Source organism: Bifidobacterium sp. H6bp9 (assembly GCF_032193695.1).
Lineage (GTDB): Bacteria > Actinomycetota > Actinomycetes > Actinomycetales > Bifidobacteriaceae > Bombiscardovia > Bombiscardovia kimbladii.
The window spans coordinates 79,800-95,891 of sequence record NZ_JASTZY010000004.1 but is presented as its reverse complement, the minus strand read 5'-3'; the positions used below and the strand labels follow the sequence as shown (position 1 = coordinate 95,891).

At 55.8% G+C, this 16,092-nt stretch carries 17 protein-coding genes; 10 read left to right on the top strand and 7 right to left on the bottom strand.

All coding sequences use genetic code 11. The annotated features are described in order from the left end of the window. The first annotated feature begins 137 nt into the window (after positions 1–137). Entirely contained in the window at positions 138–1,322 is a 1,185-nt protein-coding gene (locus QRX40_RS06540; protein WP_313837163.1) for a nucleotide sugar dehydrogenase, read from the top strand. Between the two features lie 178 nt (positions 1,323–1,500). On the opposite strand, the gene QRX40_RS06535 is transcribed toward QRX40_RS06540, so the two are convergent. Then, a complete protein-coding gene (locus QRX40_RS06535; protein ID WP_313837161.1) occupies positions 1,501–3,381 on the bottom strand; it encodes a DUF4422 domain-containing protein in 1,881 nt (626 codons plus the stop codon). A gap of 155 nt (positions 3,382–3,536) precedes the next feature. On the opposite strand from QRX40_RS06535, the gene QRX40_RS06530 reads away from it, so the two are divergent. The 7 genes from QRX40_RS06530 to rplI all read left to right on the top strand — a co-directional run bounded on the left by QRX40_RS06530 (position 3,537) and on the right by rplI (position 8,621). Continuing rightward, on the top strand, positions 3,537–4,364 hold the full coding sequence (locus QRX40_RS06530) for an ABC transporter permease (protein WP_313837159.1): 828 nt from the start codon (positions 3,537–3,539) through the stop codon (positions 4,362–4,364). Then, the gene (locus QRX40_RS06525; protein ID WP_313837157.1) at positions 4,364–5,647 is read left to right on the top strand and encodes an ABC transporter ATP-binding protein; all 1,284 of its coding nucleotides are present in this window, start codon (positions 4,364–4,366) and stop codon (positions 5,645–5,647) included. Before QRX40_RS06530 ends, QRX40_RS06525 begins: the two co-directional genes overlap by 1 nt. Continuing rightward, complete coding sequence (rfbB, locus tag QRX40_RS06520) at positions 5,644–6,666, top strand: dTDP-glucose 4,6-dehydratase (protein WP_313837156.1); 1,023 nt, start codon at positions 5,644–5,646, stop codon at positions 6,664–6,666. The genes QRX40_RS06525 and rfbB overlap by 4 nt, the downstream gene beginning before the upstream one ends. Before the next feature lie 167 nt (positions 6,667–6,833). Then, on the top strand, positions 6,834–7,130 hold the full coding sequence (rpsF, locus tag QRX40_RS06515; protein ID WP_024627581.1) for a 30S ribosomal protein S6: 297 nt from the start codon (positions 6,834–6,836) through the stop codon (positions 7,128–7,130). 124 nt (positions 7,131–7,254) lie between these two features. Then, positions 7,255–7,872 (top strand): single-stranded DNA-binding protein, encoded by a 618-nt coding sequence (locus QRX40_RS06510; RefSeq protein WP_045923912.1) that lies wholly within the window; start codon positions 7,255–7,257, stop codon positions 7,870–7,872. Between the two features lie 36 nt (positions 7,873–7,908). Further along, positions 7,909–8,157, top strand: a complete 249-nt coding sequence (gene rpsR, locus QRX40_RS06505) for a 30S ribosomal protein S18 (RefSeq protein WP_015021310.1) — start codon at positions 7,909–7,911, stop codon at positions 8,155–8,157. A 14-nt stretch (positions 8,158–8,171) separates the two neighbouring features. Continuing rightward, positions 8,172–8,621 carry a 50S ribosomal protein L9 gene (gene rplI / locus QRX40_RS06500; protein ID WP_313837152.1) on the top strand — a complete coding sequence of 150 codons (450 nt, stop codon included), beginning with the start codon at positions 8,172–8,174 and terminating at the stop codon, positions 8,619–8,621. A 153-nt stretch (positions 8,622–8,774) separates the two neighbouring features. On the opposite strand, the gene QRX40_RS06495 is transcribed toward rplI, so the two are convergent. The 3 genes from QRX40_RS06495 to QRX40_RS06485 form a co-directional block, all read right to left on the bottom strand. Further along, a complete protein-coding gene (locus QRX40_RS06495; protein ID WP_313837150.1) occupies positions 8,775–9,122 on the bottom strand; it encodes a phenylpyruvate tautomerase MIF-related protein in 348 nt (115 codons plus the stop codon). 108 nt (positions 9,123–9,230) lie between these two features. Then, positions 9,231–9,737, bottom strand: coding sequence for a GtrA family protein (locus QRX40_RS06490; RefSeq protein WP_313837149.1), 507 nt, complete (start codon positions 9,735–9,737; stop codon positions 9,231–9,233). Positions 9,738–9,815: 78 nt separating this feature from the next. Then, positions 9,816–11,153 carry an MFS transporter gene (locus QRX40_RS06485; protein WP_313837148.1) on the bottom strand — a complete coding sequence of 446 codons (1,338 nt, stop codon included), beginning with the start codon at positions 11,151–11,153 and terminating at the stop codon, positions 9,816–9,818. Between the two features lie 213 nt (positions 11,154–11,366). On the opposite strand from QRX40_RS06485, the gene QRX40_RS06480 reads away from it, so the two are divergent. Next, a complete protein-coding gene (locus QRX40_RS06480; protein ID WP_313837147.1) occupies positions 11,367–12,023 on the top strand; it encodes a histidine phosphatase family protein in 657 nt (218 codons plus the stop codon). An 81-nt stretch (positions 12,024–12,104) separates the two neighbouring features. Next, positions 12,105–12,965: a hypothetical protein gene (locus tag QRX40_RS06475; protein WP_313837146.1), complete on the top strand. Its 861-nt coding sequence runs from the start codon at positions 12,105–12,107 to the stop codon at positions 12,963–12,965. Between the two features lie 51 nt (positions 12,966–13,016). Here QRX40_RS06475 and QRX40_RS06470 read toward each other — a convergent pair whose 3' ends face one another. From QRX40_RS06470 to QRX40_RS06460, 3 genes are all read right to left on the bottom strand, one after another. Next, positions 13,017–14,015: a DUF805 domain-containing protein gene (locus QRX40_RS06470; protein WP_313837144.1), complete on the bottom strand. Its 999-nt coding sequence runs from the start codon at positions 14,013–14,015 to the stop codon at positions 13,017–13,019. A gap of 121 nt (positions 14,016–14,136) precedes the next feature. Then, entirely contained in the window at positions 14,137–14,925 is a 789-nt protein-coding gene (locus tag QRX40_RS06465) for an ABC transporter permease (protein ID WP_045923917.1), read from the bottom strand. Beyond that, on the bottom strand, positions 14,922–16,025 hold the full coding sequence (locus tag QRX40_RS06460; protein ID WP_396184450.1) for an ABC transporter substrate-binding protein: 1,104 nt from the start codon (positions 16,023–16,025) through the stop codon (positions 14,922–14,924). Before QRX40_RS06460 ends, QRX40_RS06465 begins: the two co-directional genes overlap by 4 nt. Between the last annotated feature and the right edge of the window lie 67 nt (positions 16,026–16,092).

Genomic DNA, 16,092 nt, shown 5'->3' with positions numbered 1-16,092 from the left:
TAATCGAGGGCGACGAAGCCTCTAAGTATCTTACCTAGACATGCAACGGGTATGAGTATAACCATTGAATATTCAGCTGGACTACACAACTGGTTCTATGGCACTCTCAGTTAGGAATGAACTGTAGACTGTTATGTATGAAAATAACGATCGTAGGTACTGGCTATGTCGGTCTGTCCCTGGCTTGTCTGTTGTCGCAGCACAATGAGGTGAGAGCCTTGGATATTCTAAAGGAAAAGGTTGATGCGATCAATCATCAGCATTCGCCCATAAAGGATCCTGAGATCAGCGCTTTTCTTTCTTCTGGAAAGTGCAACCTACGAGCTACACTGGATCCTGATTGGGCTTACGAGGAACCGGATTTCATCGTTCTTGCCACTCCGACCGATTATGACGAGGAGCGTAATTACTTTGATACCTCATCAATTGAGCATGAGCTCGAGAGGTTGGATAAACGGCACGCCCAAGCCTTTATTGTTATCAAATCGACGGTTCCCGTAGGATATACAGAGACCATGTGCAAGCGTTATCCGCAATTGCATATTATGTTCTCTCCCGAGTTTCTTCGAGAAGGCCATGCGCTTTCTGACAATCTGCATCCTTCGCGGATTGTAGTGGGCATACCCGCCAAGCACACACAGAGCTGGAGGCACCATGCTGAGCAGTTCGCTCAACTGCTCCAGCAGGGAGCTGAAGATGACGGAATTCCTCGCCTATTGCTCCGTTCCACTGAAGCAGAGGCTATTAAGCTCTTTTCAAACACCTATTTAGCACTAAGGATTTCGTACTTCAACGAAATGGACACTTACGCCGACGTTCGTGGCTTGGACACGGCACAGATCATCAAGGGTGTGTGCCTGGATCCTAGGATAGGCGATTACTACAACAACCCTTCATTCGGCTATGGCGGGTATTGCCTGCCCAAGGACTCCAAGCAGTTGTTGGCCAACTATCAGAGTGTGCCGCAGACCCTGATCAAAGCGGTGGTTGAATCGAACGATACGCGTAAACGGTTCATAGCAGAGCAAATTGCCTCTCGCAAGCCTAAAATGGCTGGAATCTACAGGCTGGTCATGAAAAAAGGTTCGGATAACTTTCGTGCAAGTTCCATCCAGGGCATCATGGAGTACCTGGATAGCCTGGGTGTGGATTTCATCATTTACGAGCCCATAGCGGCGGATAGTTTTGCCGGGCATAGGGTGACCCATGATCTTGATGAATTCAAGGCCTCATGTGATCTGATCGTGTGCAACCGAATGACTGAGGAATTGAATGATGTGACGGACAAGGTCTATACCCGTGATTTATGGCATCGAGAATAAAGGGCAACCAATGTCTTTTTCTAACTCCGGCAAGGACGGGTCAGTCGTCATCTGCATGGCCCTCGAAAAGGGTCTCATTGCTAATGGCTGATGCCGGTAGACCGACCTTCCCTCCTTGGTTATATGATTATGCTGGTTGTGTAGCGTCAGGACACATTCCAAGCTGAAACACTGCTGCTTACGCTTTATTAAGCATGACTCGCAGTAATGATTTGACGTGGGAGCGCCTCTTGGAGCCAGTCGGAAGTATTTTATCGGCATACTGCCTTAAGGGGCTGTCTTCTGTAATAAGACGTTTATGGTGTCCTGTTGACAGAGACTCGGTTTTGGTCATTATTGCCAGTATCTGGTGGAAAAGCGGAGAATGCTGGACATACAGCCAATACCAGCTGGAGAGATCACACCACGGATCGAGCCAGGGCTTGTCGAAGCCGGCATAATGAACGATATACGGCTCCTCACGGGCTTGCGCGTATTCCTTGAATGCCTGTGCCGGCGCATAACGGAAGACCGCTTTAACGCGGTCGTTGCAATCGTGCAGGACATTCCACCGAGCGTCAAGGAATTTGACCTTTCCTTGGCATTCCATATTAAGTATGTCCTGATCGTTATATATGTAGTGAGGGTTTGCTGCCAGTCGCATCCACTCGTTGGTAGTGTGTATTGTTCTGAGAGCCTTCAGGTTCATCACCAGCACCCCGGCCTGGAAGTATGAATACGGATGCTTCAGATGCAACACTTTGAGGGCATACTGCAGCCGCTTGCCGTCTGAATATCCCAGGTTGCCTAAAAAGTCTAGATCTTTGACTGCTGCCACAGCGTAATGCCTGATGTCGGTATCGTAGAGCTCGGCTATGTTGCGGTTGACAACTAGATCGGAGTCTAAGTACACCACCTTGCTGTATTGAGGCAGCGCCTCCTGGATCAGGAATCGGTAATAGGTTTCATTGCTGATAAACCCGTTATTGGTTGTCAGAGTCCTGCCGGCCATACGTTGCCGTACATTAAGGAAGTGCAAAGAACACCAGGGATATTCCGTGAATATCCCCGCAAGAACCTCTTTATTGCCCTTTGTTATATCCTGCTCCAGGACAAAGATCCGGTATCGCCGATTTGCTGATGAATTGCGCAGTATGGAAGTCAATGTCGTGGCCAGCATGGGCACATAGGCATTGTTGGCCGCTAAGACCACGGGTACTGTCTTGTCTGTTGCGCTTACCGGCCCGGCAGTTTCCTGAACATCCGGATAACGGAAGTGCACGCATCCTAGCTGCTTGATTTTCCACTTCCCGCTGGTGCGTTGATGATGTCGGAGGAAGATGTTAAGCAGCCTTTCGGACAGGTGTCCTGGCGTTCTCATGCGTTCAACGTCGGCGGTAGAGGCATCCCAAATGGTCGTAAACTTTTGCAAAAGCGGAAACAGCCACTCACAATATTGGCGGAAGATCTCTTTTTTCATTATGAACATGTTGCAGAAGGAACCCTTGTCGCCCTGCAATACGGAATCTGCATCCTCCTGGTAGTCAGGGTAATTCGTGCACAGGATTTCATACATAAGGCGGAGGTCGCTGACTCGCAGGTGATCGTTGCCCGCATAATGCTGGATCAGCGAATGGTACCCTCCCATAGCTTCAACATCGTTGACGGGAGAGGTGATGACATCCCAACCGATCACCTGTCGTCTGATAGATTCATCATCCAGGCCATACCGCCGCACAGAGGCCTCATCAATGAAGTCGTCCATGATTTCACCGTAGTCATTTGCCTGGTGGGATATGCCGCTGAAATCGAAGTAGCGACGGTAGTGGCAGAATCCGTAGTAATCGGCATCGGCGTTTTTCCAAGCCCAATATTGTCCAGTGAGCTCGCAGTACATGGCGTTGAGCGAAGAGATCGAGTCTCCGCTGTCGTCATGAAGCATGTGCGGGAGTCTTTCCTGTGCCTGCGCTGTTCCGACTTGCAGGGGACTGATCGCATCGCATTGCGGGACTGCAACGCGTGTCTGGGTGGCTACATAGATTTTTATACGTTGCCGGTTTTGCCTGTCCTTGTTATTCATGCCGGATAAGACTCCTCGCTCGGTGGTTGGTACTTATGTTACTTCCCAATTGTGGGCTTACTGTTTATATAGAGTGAAGCCGGTGTCTTAGTAATAGACTTTCTGGAATAATGGGTCTTTGTGCAATTGGACGAGTTCGGTAGAATAGGAGTTTTGTGAAAGCTTCTTTTAAGCGACTGCAGCAAAGGTATCGCTACTCGTTTATCGTTTTTAGAGAGTTAGTGAAGACGGATTTCCAACTCCGGTATCAGGGGTCTTTCCTAGGTGTACTGTGGTCGGTTCTCAAACCGCTGATGCTATTTTGTGTCATGTACGTGGTCTTTGTACGGTTCCTTCATTTCACTGACGGGACTCCGACATTCCCGATCGTGTTGCTTTGCGGCACTTGCCTATGGAGTTTCTTCACAGAAGCTACCAGTATGGGGCTGCAATCAATCGTTAACCGTGGAGATTTACTGCGTAAGGTCCATTTTCCTACATATATTATCGTGGCGTCAGTAACGATGGGGTCCATGATCAGTCTGGCTATCAACCTGGGCGTGGTCATTGTTTTCGGGCTGTTCACTACGGCTCATTTCACGTGGAGGATTCTCTTGGTCCCCCTTAACATTCTGCAGTTGTACATCCTTGCCCTGGGCGTCGCCATGATCCTATCCACGATGTTTGTTTATTATCGTGATATTGCCCATATCTGGGAAGTGGTTCTTCAAGCTATGTTTTACGCAGTTCCCATTATCTACCCATTGTCTATGGTGCAGAAGAATTATCCTTTTATCGCAAAGTTTATGCTGTTGGATCCTGCAGCCCAGGTCATCATGGACGTGCGTCATAATCTGATCTCTCCAGAGAATGTACCTACTGTTTGGACCTTATATAGCAATAAGGTGTTTGCTTTCATTCCTTTGCTATTGACAGTTCTTATTTTTATGTTCGGTTTGTATGTCTTTCGGTCGCATAGCAGAAAATTCGCGGAGGTTCTGTAATGCAAGATGATGAGAGGAAGTCAACTACAGAGGTTGATCAGTCTGATGGTCGGCCAGTTGTACTTTCGATTGATCATGTAGCTAAGTCTTTCAGATTGCCCACTGAGCAGGCCACTGGTCTGAAGCAGGCTTTCATCAACTGGACCAAGGGAATCAAGGGGTACAGAGAGCAGGTCGTTCTTAAAGACATCAGCTTCCAAGTGCATCAGGGTGATTTCTTCGGCGTCGTGGGAAGGAATGGCTCAGGTAAATCAACCCTGTTGAAAATCATCTCGGGCATCTATGTGCCAGAACACGGTAGCGTGGACATTAAAGGCAAGTTGGTGCCATTCATTGAGCTTGGCGTTGGGTTCAATCCTGAATTGACCGGTCGGGAGAACGTTTTTTTGAATGGTGCGCTTCTCGGTTTCTCTCATGATCAAGTAGCAGCTATGTACGACGAAATCGTTGATTTCGCCGAGCTGGGTGAGTTCATGGACCAGAAGCTAAAAAACTACTCGAGTGGCATGCAGGTCAGACTGGCTTTTTCTGTGGCCATTAAGGCACAAGGTGACATTCTGGTGCTTGATGAGGTCTTGGCAGTCGGTGATGAGGCCTTCCAGCGTAAATGCGATAACTTCTTCACTGAGATCAAAAAAGATCCGACCAAGACAGTTATTCTTGTCACGCATAGCATGGACTCGGTTAAAAAATACTGTAACAGAGCCATCTTGATTCGTGACGGTGAAATTGTGGCCGCTGGCGATAAGAATGAGGTTGCCAGTCAGTATACCCTGGAAAATCTACAGGTTGGACAGGAAAAAGTAGAGGAAAAGTCAGAAAAACAGGTTCACGAACCGGGTCTGAGCGATCAGGTGCCTCTTTTCCGAGTTCTGCCTGTGTCTTCTCGGTTGCTTACCTGTGATGATGCTTTTGAGTTCGATGTGGAGTACAACTACCTGGGAGATAAAGACTTCTATCTACCCATGTCAGTTCTAGATACGGGTCGGGGCGGGGTCCCGTTTGATTGCGGTGCACATTTTCATATCAATGCTCCTGGGCATCATATTATTCATTTTTCCTTGCCCTTGAAACTTTTTAACGATGGGAACTTCCGCATCACTGCTTCAATGAGGGTTATTCCAGATACTAATAACCTTTCCGATTATGAGCAGTTGGCTTATACCAACGATGAGAATGCCTGTGATTTTGTAGTGCGCAATCATGGCGCTACCAATTCTGCGGGCCTGATTAACGATAGAAGCATGGAGATCATCCGCACTGGTATGGAGGATATGGATTGACGGAGAAGGGTGAAGCTGACAGCCTTCTCGTCACCGGGGGGGCGGGTTTTATCGGCTCCAATTTCGTCCGATACCTTGCCCGAGTAAATCCACAAGTCAAAATCGTCGTTTTGGATAAAATGACTTACGCTGCCAATCCGCATAATCTGGATGGTTTGTCGTCGAATCCGATAGTGATTAGGGGCGACGTATGTGATTCATCCTTGGTTGAACAAATCATCAGGGAGCATCATATTAATGGAATCATTCATTTTGCCGCGGAATCGCACAATGATAATTCCATTAGAGATGCTGCTCCTTTTATTCACACCAACATTTATGGGACCTACGTTCTTTTGGAGGCCGCAAGAAGTCATGGCCTGCGTTTTCATCATGTATCTACGGATGAGGTTTTTGGCGATACATCCGTTGAGGATGTGACGAGATTCGATGAGAGCAGCCCTTATCATCCATCCAGTCCATATTCGGCAACGAAGGCTGCCTCTGATCACCTAGTTAGGGCCTGGTGGAGGACTTACGGCACCAGAGTGACCATAACGAACAGCTCAAATAACTATGGTCCATACCAGCACGTAGAAAAGTTCATTCCCCGGCAAATAACCAATATTCTGACGGGCCGTAGGCCCAAGGTGTACGGCCAAGGCAAAGATGTTCGAGACTGGCTCAGCGTAGAGGATGATTGTAGAGCCATCTGGTATGTTTACTGTCGCGGTCGTTTGGGGCAGACGTATCTGGTTGGAGCGGATAATCGCCTGAGTAATCTCGCTGTGGTGCAGATGATATTGCGAATGATGAATCGGCCTCTTGACGAAGTGGAGTTTGTAGGGGGTCGGCCGGGGGCCGACAGAAGATACGCTATTGATGCCTCAAAAATACGGCGCGAGCTGGGTTGGAGGCCTTTTCAAGCAAATTTTGCCAAGAGTCTGGAGGCCACTATTGAATGGTACAAAACGCATGAATCGTGGTGGATTCCTGCGAAACAAATGACAGAATTGCGCTATCAGCAGGAAGGCCACTGAAACCTCTTATTCAAGGTTGTGGTTCTGCGGATGTCAGCCTGTCAGGTTGTCTGATGCAATAGCTAATATAATGCTATCTGTCTATGTAAAAGTAACATAGCAGGTTAATGTGCTACACCCTCCTGTCACGGAAGGTCCGTGACCTGTAAGTCCAAAGGAGGTGGGTGATGTCTGCGCACAAGTATGAATTGATGTTCATTGCCGATCCGGCCATGGATGAGCGCTCGCTGAAGAAGCTGACCGACCAGTATCTCGAGGTGGTCACCAAGGAAGGCGGCTCCGTCGACAACATCGATGTCTGGGGCCGTCGCAAGCTGGCCTATGAGATCGACAAGCACAAGGAAGGCAACTATGTGGTGGTCGAGTACACCTGCGAGCCTGCCGCCAGCGCTGAGCTCGATCGTGTGCTCAATCTGAACGAGTCCGTCATCCGCACCAAGATTCTTCGCAAGGATGACAAGTAAGCAAACAGCAAAAGGACCTCGAAGCGTCGGCTGACATCCAGTCCTCGCGGCGAAAGTTCAAGGGTGCGGGATTCGCCCCCAGGAGGCCCATTCCCAAGTCCTCATTCCGAGGAAAGGTCGTGACATGGCAGGAGATACATACATCACCGTGGTGGGCAATCTCACTGCGGATCCGGAGGTGCGTACGACCTCCAACGGAGGCACGGTGGCCAACCTGACCATCGCGTCCACGCCCAGACAGTTCAATAGGAACTCAGGGCAGTGGGAGGACGGCGACTCGCTCTTCATGCGTTGCTCGGCTTGGGATTCTACATACAGTCCCATGGCCTCCAACATTCAGGCCAGCCTGACCAAGGGCATGAGGGTAATTGCCCAAGGTCGTCTGGTGCAGCGCTCCTATCAGGATCGTGAGGGCAACAACCGCACGGTTGTGGAGCTGCGTCTGGACGAGATCGGACCTGCACTGACACGGAACACCGCTCAGGTCACCAGGAACGCCAACACCGGTGGCGGAGGATCTCGCGGCGGTTTCGCTGGATCCAACAACGGCGGCTATCAGGGTGGGGCATCCTACCAGGGCGGCGCCGGCGCGGCATCAGCCCCTATGGGTCGTCAGCAGCCAGCGCAGAGCCAGCAGGCCCCGGCCCAGGATCCTTGGTCATCGACCGGATCCGGCGATTCCTTCGGATCCTTTGGGTCCACCGGCGAGTTCGGTGGTTCTGGAGACGATCCCGAGTTCTGAAGTTTCATAGCGTCATCATTCATTTAAGGAGTACCAATGTCACGTAAAAGGCCGCAACCGCCGGTCAAGCCCTTCAAGAAGAAGCCGAATCCTCTGAGGGCTGCCAAGATTCATACCATTGATTACAAGGACGTGGCTCTGCTGCGCAAGTTCATCTCGGACCGGGGCAAGATCCGTTCCCGCCGCATCACCGGTGTCACTGTCCAGGAGCAGCGCGAGATCTCCAAGGCTATCAAGAACGCCCGCGAGATGGCCCTGCTGCCCTACGCCACCAACGGTCGCTGAGGGAGGTCAGGATTATGGCAAAAGAAACCAAGGTTATTCTGACCGATACCGTGACCGATCTGGGTCATAAGGGCGACGTTGTCGGGGTCAAGCCCGGCTATGCGCGCAACTTCCTGATCCCCCAGGGACTGGCTTTCGCCTGGTCCAAGGGCGCTGCTGCACAGATCGAATCCCTGCAGCGGGCACGTCGTGCCAAGTCCATGGCCACCCGTGAGGATGCCGTGGCTGCCAAGGCTGCCATCGATGGGCAGACCGTCGAGATCGCAGCCAAGGTGTCCGATTCGGGCAAGCTCTTCGGCGGCATCTCCAATGATGCCATCGCCCAGGCTCTTCGCCCCTTGGCCGATGTGGATCCTCGCGCTATTTCTGTGGAGACCATCAAGACCACCGGCGAGTTCCCGGCCACCGTTACCCTGCACCCCGAGATCTCGGCCACTTTCACGGTCAAGGTAGTCGCCGAGTAGCAAACTTGGGATCAGCGGTCATTCTCGACCTGACAATCCCGATCATCCCATAACGATCCTTTTGCAATAAGGATCTGGGCTTAAGCAGGAGGCCTTCCCGCAGCGCATATATGTGCGGGAAGGCCTCCTTACGCGTTACAGAGGATTGTTCGCCTAAAAATTGCCGCCATTCCAGCCCCAGTCAGTGGTGGCCGTATAGCGGATGTAGGTGCGGTTCTTGGGGATGGACAGCTCAGATTCCAGCGTGTCCATGATGGTCTTGGTCAAGCTTTCCCAGGCGGACGTGGGTACGTCGCTGCCGAAGACGTTGACCTCGACATAGGCTGCAGGCTTGCTGTCGTCACCGCCGAAATAGATGGGCATGTCCGACTCGAAGGGGCACATGAGCCAGCCCTCGGACTTGCCGGGGACAGCGGTGATGGCCTCGCCGTAGGCGGTCTTGATCCGTTCGCGCTGTTCGGCGGTGATGGGCGTGCTTACATGGGTATGGATAACGGGCATGGTGCTTCCTTTCGGGTTCGTCCGGCGTGACCAATCAGGATGACTCGGTCCGCTTGGCGGATGGACGACTATTCCTGTCCCATAGTAGCCTTGACCGGACAGGCGGGCTCAGCGCCAGCCGAAGGGCCGATGACGCAGGGACCAGGCCCCCAGACGGTGGGCCACCGAACGCGGGTTGACCGGCTTGCCGGGGGCGGGAGCATCCAGCAGCCACTTGCGGATCAGGAAGTTCCAGATGGCCACCACCACGGTGGCTGTGATCTTGGCGATGTTGGCGTAGAGCAGGTAACGGGCGTGCATGGTGGTGATGGCGTCCGGCGGCAGCATGGCAGTGCCCATCCACAGGATCACCTCATTGATCCCCAGGCCGATCACCGAGGAGACCAGAAAGACCGCCATCTCCATCCACCGGGCCATGTCCTCCCTATGCTTGAAGACGTAACGCATGCTGGCCAGATAGTTGAAGACCAGGGAGATCAGGAAGGAGATGGCCCCAGCCAGGACATTGTTCAGGTGTGGCCCCATGATCAGCAGGTTCATGATGCCGATGTCGATCAGGAAGGCGATGACGCCCACGATGCCGAACTTGAGCAGCTGTCCGATTAATCTACGCACGATAGCCCATTCAATCATTCCTGCTGTGCTCGCGGGGTAGCGGGAGCCGCTTGTGCGCAAAAGCCTTACGTTGCGCCCTCAGGCGGGCAGCTCGGTCAGAATGGGTTCCTCGGTGCTGTTTCGGATTTGACGGAACCCTACAAAGGCGATGGCCAGCGAGGCCAGAGCCAGAGCAGTGACCACCCCGAACCCGCCTTGGGATCCGTAACGGTCGATGAACTGCCCGGCCACAGCCGAACCCGCTGAGGACCCGATCGAATTCATGGCGCTCAGCCAAGCCATGCCTTCGGTGAAGCGGATGGGCGGCACCAGGTGGAGCATGAGCTGGTTGCCGTTGATCCAGGTGGGTGCCTGGCAGACGCCGATGATCAGGTAGATGATCATGATGGTCCACAGATTCCTGGCGAACATGAAGGTTCCGATGCCCAGGTTGACCACCAGCAGGCAGAAGTAGAAACGCTTCCAGAGGGGGATGGTCCAGTTCTTGGCCCCGTAAAGCAGGGCACCGACCAGGGAGCTGAAGGAGAAGCAGGCGAAGACGAATCCGGTCATCTGCTTCATCCCCTGTTCGGTGGCGAAGGCGATGATGGAGATGGATGCGGCGCTCTGGAAGGCTCCCAGGCCGAACCAGGTGGCGCAGACGGCGATCATGCCGGCGCTCCAGAAGGCGCCACTACGGCCGTTTCCGCCCTCCTGGTCCCGCAGGCGCGCCACTTGCTGAGCCTGGCGCTCCCGGTACTCCTTGCGGGTGATGCCCTGGGCGCGGGACATGTCCGTCTGCGAGGGCGGCTCGGTCTCTCGGCAGGATAGGAACATAAAGGCCCCGACCAGCACACAGACCCCGGTAAAGGAGAAGGCCAATACGCCTGAAATGACCGCCAGGATGGAGGCTAGAGGATTGCCGATCACCCACATGGCCTCGTCGAAGACCCCTGACAGGGACAGGGCCTGATTAGTGGCTCGGTGGTCGCCGCGCAGCAGATGCGTCCACCGACTACGGCTCATGGCTCCCCAGGGCGGAATGGCCGCCATGAACGGGGTGACCAGGTAGAGCACCCAGGTGGGGGCGTGGGCGGTGATGGCTGTGATCAGGACCGTGGCGGCCACGATCCAGACCAGAACCGTGGGAATGGAGACCTGTCGCTGGCCGAACTTGTCGACCATCTTGCCCAGCATGGGGCTGACCAGGGCCAGTGCCACGGCTTGGATGGCGGTCAGGGCTCCGGCCAAGGAGTAGCTGCCGTAGTAGTGCTGCACCGAGATGGTGATGGTCATGCCCACCATGGGGAAGGGCATGGAGGCGATAACCGACCCCACTGCGAACCGTGCCGTGTGAGGCAGTCGCAGGAGCGCCGAGTATCCCCCGAAGACCCTGTGACCGGCTTCGACCAGAGCCGCTTTCAATTGCCGTGGCATGGGTTGTTCACCTCGCATTCCTTGAGTGTTTTTGCAGTCCCGAAGCATGTTTTCTCCACAACCTTGCAGATGTATGAAAGGGATGTGGGGCTGCTGGGGGACTGCTACAGTGGTAACCATATCGGCGCCTGATGGGTGCCATTGGGATACTGATAATTCTACCCCCCGCCGTGGTCTCTTATCGGGTCTGCCGGGGAGCTTGGGAGGTGGGTCGTGCCTGCGACGACCATTCATTTCGTCCGTCATGGCCAGGTTGATAATCCCGATCATATTCTCTATGAGCGATTGCCGGGATTCCATTTGTCCGCCAGAGGCAGGGCCATGGTCGAAGCGACGGCCCGCTTTATGGCCGAGGCTCCTGGCATGCGCGATCTGGAAGCCGTTTACTCATCTCCGCTGGACAGGACCAGGGAGACCACAGCCATCCTGCTTGAGCAGATCAACCCAGCTCGTGTCCAGCACGGTTTGGAACCATTGGAGCCTGTCTATGACCGTCGTCTGATCGAAGCCGGCAACGAATTCCGCGGCAAGCGTATCGGACGCGGGCAGGGGGCCCTCTGGCGGCCCTCCAACCTGCGGCTGATCCTGGACCTGCGCCGACCCAGCTGGGGGGAGTCCTATCGGCAGATCGCCCGGCGGGTGGGGGATTTCGTCCGGCAGGTGGTCCGTAGCCATCCTGATGCGCAGATCCTGGCTGTCTCGCATGAGTCGCCCATCTGGTCCTACCGTCATCTTTTGGAGACCGGTCACCCCGAGCACAATATGTTCCTTCGAGCCACCGCTCTGGCCTCGGTGACCTCCATCACCCTGGATTGTGAGACCGGCAAAGTGCTGGGAATCACCTACGCAGACCCGGCGGCAGGCGTGTGAAGACCGCTTGCACGGCCTAGGATGGCTGAGGATACTGTCGTGGATGACTGTCCGAGAACCCGATGAAGGAGCGTGATGATCATGGTGGATGTAGAGGGAAGCCTGGAGGCCATAGCCGGGCGGCCCGCCGTGGCCCAGGCGGCTGAACAGGGGGCCAGGCTGGTAGACCTTTGGCCCTTGACGAATGCCGAACATCTGGCCAACGACGCCAAGTATGCGGAGGACCTGCAGGTGCGCATCAGCATGGTGCTGGCGCAGTTGATGACGGGAGAGGATGTGACCATCCCCGACGCTGAATACGTCTATGAGGGCGCTGAGGACATTCCTGGTCGTCCCCAGGATCTGGTGGATGCCCTCATGGCGGCCAACGATGCCATCGAGGCTGCTGCACAGGCGCAGGAAGACCGGTCCAGGATGCTTGCGGATTTGGCTGAAACCTTGGGCAGCGGCTGGGACCAGGCTCGGCAGCAGAATGTAGCCGCCGGCGTGGCCAAGGCCGAGCAGTCCTTGAATGACCAGAGCACATCCCCCAAATCCCTGCAGGACAAGGAGGGGGTGGCCCGGGCCCTGGCCACCAGCCTGGCGATTTGTCGTGATCTGCTCCGGCGTGCAGGCGCTGACCCTGATCACGCTGCGGCCGCTGCGCCAATACTGGTCTATGTCAATGAGCTCAACGAGCGGCTGGGCATTCCCCGGGCTTTCCTGTCCGGCGAGGATGTCGTCCAGGCGCTGGGATTATTGGATGATCCGGAGGCTTTCGCAGACCTGCTGGCTCCTCTGGCAGGTGCCGAGTGGGACCATCATCGTCAGGAGGTGCTCTGGGATCCCGAGGAGGCCAAGCGCAAGGCCAAGGAAGATGACGAGCGCAAGAGCCGCGAGGCCCTGCAGGCCAAGTTCGCCCATGTGCCCGAGGATCCCAACAAGCCTCCTGTGGAGCTCTGAGACCTTCTGCCCTTCGCCTTGCTATCGTCCAAGGCGAAGGGCTGGCTGGACTCAGCGATCGAAACGGGCTCCTCGTGGATCGCTGGGTCGGGCCAGCAGAATGATCCCGGCGACGGTTCCGGCGATCATGATCAATGCGCCCAAGCCAAGCAGGGAGAGCGAGGATCCCGGATGCCCGTCAATAATAGCCACGATGGCGAAGACCAGAGGGATGGCGCCCACCAGCTCGCTTGCAAAGGGCAGGAGTATCCAGTAGCCGGACATGTTGGTGTCGTGAAGCCGCCGTATGCCTACAGCCAGATTGGGTATGAAAAGTCCAAGGGTGACCAGGAGGGACAGAATCCGTCCCACAAAGATGGATCCTGAGGTGATGATCGAGATCGCAAGGTCGATGAAAAAGATCATCAGAACAACCCACCAGAATTCCCCGCGGGAGGCCCTCCCGGAGAAGACGGAATATTTGACGAAGAAACGCTTGCAAGCGTTTACGAAGTCAATGCCGTACCAGGGTGCGTTCAGTGGCGGCTCGCCGTTGAATCCGGCATCCGCATAGGGGTAGGCCGGATACTGCGGGACCTGGGGGCCGGGCTGGTAGCTGGCCTGCGGCCAACCCGCGGGCGATTGATAAGGGTTGCCCGGCGCATAGCCAGTCGGAGGGGCTGCGCCATTGGGCTGACCATTGGCCTGGCCGGGATTCGGGCCTTGACCATAGGGTGCCTGCTGCTGCCCGTAGTACTGCTGACCATAGGGCTGTTGCTGGTTGTAGCCTGGCTGTTGACCCTGCGGCTGTTGACCGTATGGCTGCCCTTGGTACGGCTGTTCCCGGCGGTAATCGTTGGCAGGTCTTTGGGCTTCGCTGATCGGATGGTACACGTCGCTTTGATCCGAAGCTGCCGGCGCATGGCCGGATTGTCCTGGCTGAGGCTGATTCAGGTAGGTTGCGGGCCCTGAGCCGGTTCCGTCTGCGTGGTCATTCTGGGGCCAGCCGTTGGCCGAACCTTGGTCATTGGGGGTCTGGTTCACGTTGTTCGTATCATCTGGATGGCTCATGGATGTCGTCCCTCTCATCTTCTATTGATAATCCTGAATCTGACTTTTCCGTATGTTCCTATTATGGCAGGCCGGTTCTTCCGCTTGATAGCCATGAATAGTGCAGGGGATGGGGGACTCTTCACTCGTCGTCTGGATTGACCATGTGATCATCGCCTGCATCGCCCAGCAGGAGGCGCTCGATCAGGGTGATCAGGGCCAGCAGGAGGGCGGTCAGCAGGATGATGACCAAGGTGGCCGAAAAGATCAGCGGTGTTCTGAAGGAATTGAAGGCCGACTGCAGCCATATGCCCAGGCCGTTTCTGGCGCCCAGATACTCTGAGGTGGCCGCTGTGGCGAAGACATAGGCGGCGCTGATGCGCAGGCCGCCGAAGATCTGTCCTGCGGCCACCCGAAGCTTGACGTGCCAGAGGGTCCAGGTCCGAGTCGCCCCGCAGTTCAGGGCCACGTCCTGATAGAAGCGGGGCACGGACTTGAGGCCCCGGTAGGTCTGGACCACGATGGGGAAGAGGGCGAAGACGGCCACGATGACTACCTTGCCCAGTGGTTCGAATCCGAACCAGATCACGAACAGGGGGGCGATGGTGATCAGCGGGATCATCTGAGCGCCGGCGATCAGAGGGTAGAGGGCATCATGCAGGGTGCGCCAGCTGTAGAGTGCCAGACCGATCACTATCCCCAGGACCGAGGCCAGGAGGAAGCCCAGCAGACCCTCAAGGGCGGTGATGGCGGTGGCGGGCAGCAGATCCTCTCGGGACTGCACTGTGGCAACCAGGATTCGACTGGGTGCCGGCAGGGCCTGTTCGCTGACTCCGCCCAGGCGGGCTGCCAGCTCCCAGATGATCAAGAGCGCCAGCAGGGTGAGGGTCGGAGGCAACGCCCGGGTTCTGCTCTGCTTGCGTACCTTCATCGACCGGCTGCCTCCCGAACGTAGCGATCGGTCCACAGGTCCGTGGCCTGAGGAGCCTTGTTGGGATCGCCCTTCTTAGCGTCCCGATAAGTGCCAGCCTTGAACTGAAAGTCCAGATAGTCCTGGGCATCCTTGACATTGATCAGTCCGCTGATGCTCTTTTGATTTGGACTGTCAACCCAGTACCCCTCCTTGACGATGCTCTCCATGGAGCGCTTGGCCAGGGTCGGGTCGATGGCCGACCCCTTGGTCTCCTGGACCAGGATGTCCGCCGCCTGGTCGGGATGGCTCAGGGCGTAGTCGTATCCCTTCAGACAGGCCTTGACGAATGCCGTCAGGGCGCGACGGTGGCCGGCCTGCTGCAGCCAGGAATTCTTGGCCACGAAGCCCAGCTGGTCGGGGTTGCCGGGCACTCCCCAGTCGGCCTGGGTGAAGCAGTGCAGGGCCGGGCCCTTGAGCTCGCTCTCTACCCCCTCCCAATTGGCGTAGAAACCGGCGAAGTCGCCCTTGCCGCTGGTCAGGGTGGCGAAGGTGTTGGTGCCGCTGGTCACCCGCTTGAAGTCGCCCTTGCCGCCTGCATAGCGGATCATCTGCTTGACCACGGCCGTCTGTTCGGCCGATCCGAAGCTGACGAAGGTCTTGCCGTCGAAGTCCTTGGGGGTCTGGATGTCGGTGCGCGAGGCCAGCGAGCACCAGCGCGCCACGGAATGCTGGCCTATGTTGAAGACCTGCCGAAGGTCGGCTCCCTGGGAGTTGAAGGTGGCCAGGTTGCTCAGCTTGGAGAAGCCTACGTCGGCGACCCCGTTCTGAACGGAGGTCTCGGCTCCTGCCTGGGCCGTGGGCAGGATGGTCAGCTTCAGGCCGGCCTTGTCGAAGTAGCCCAGATGCCGGGCGACATAGATGCCCACATGATTGGTGTTGGGCGTCCAATCCAGCATGAAGGACAGTTTGGAGCCGTCATCGGCCTTGTCGTCTGCCCCCTTGGCCCCGCAGGCTGCGCTCGTGGCTGCCATGCAGAGCGCAGCTGTTAGGGCGAGCGCCCGCACGATCAGGTTGTGGCCGGGAACTCTCCTGAAGCCACTGTTCCTCGACATGCTCATCACTGTCACCTTGCCTCTCCGGCACCCCTGGTGCCCATCCGCATCGGGGCCGCTACGGGAAGGTGAG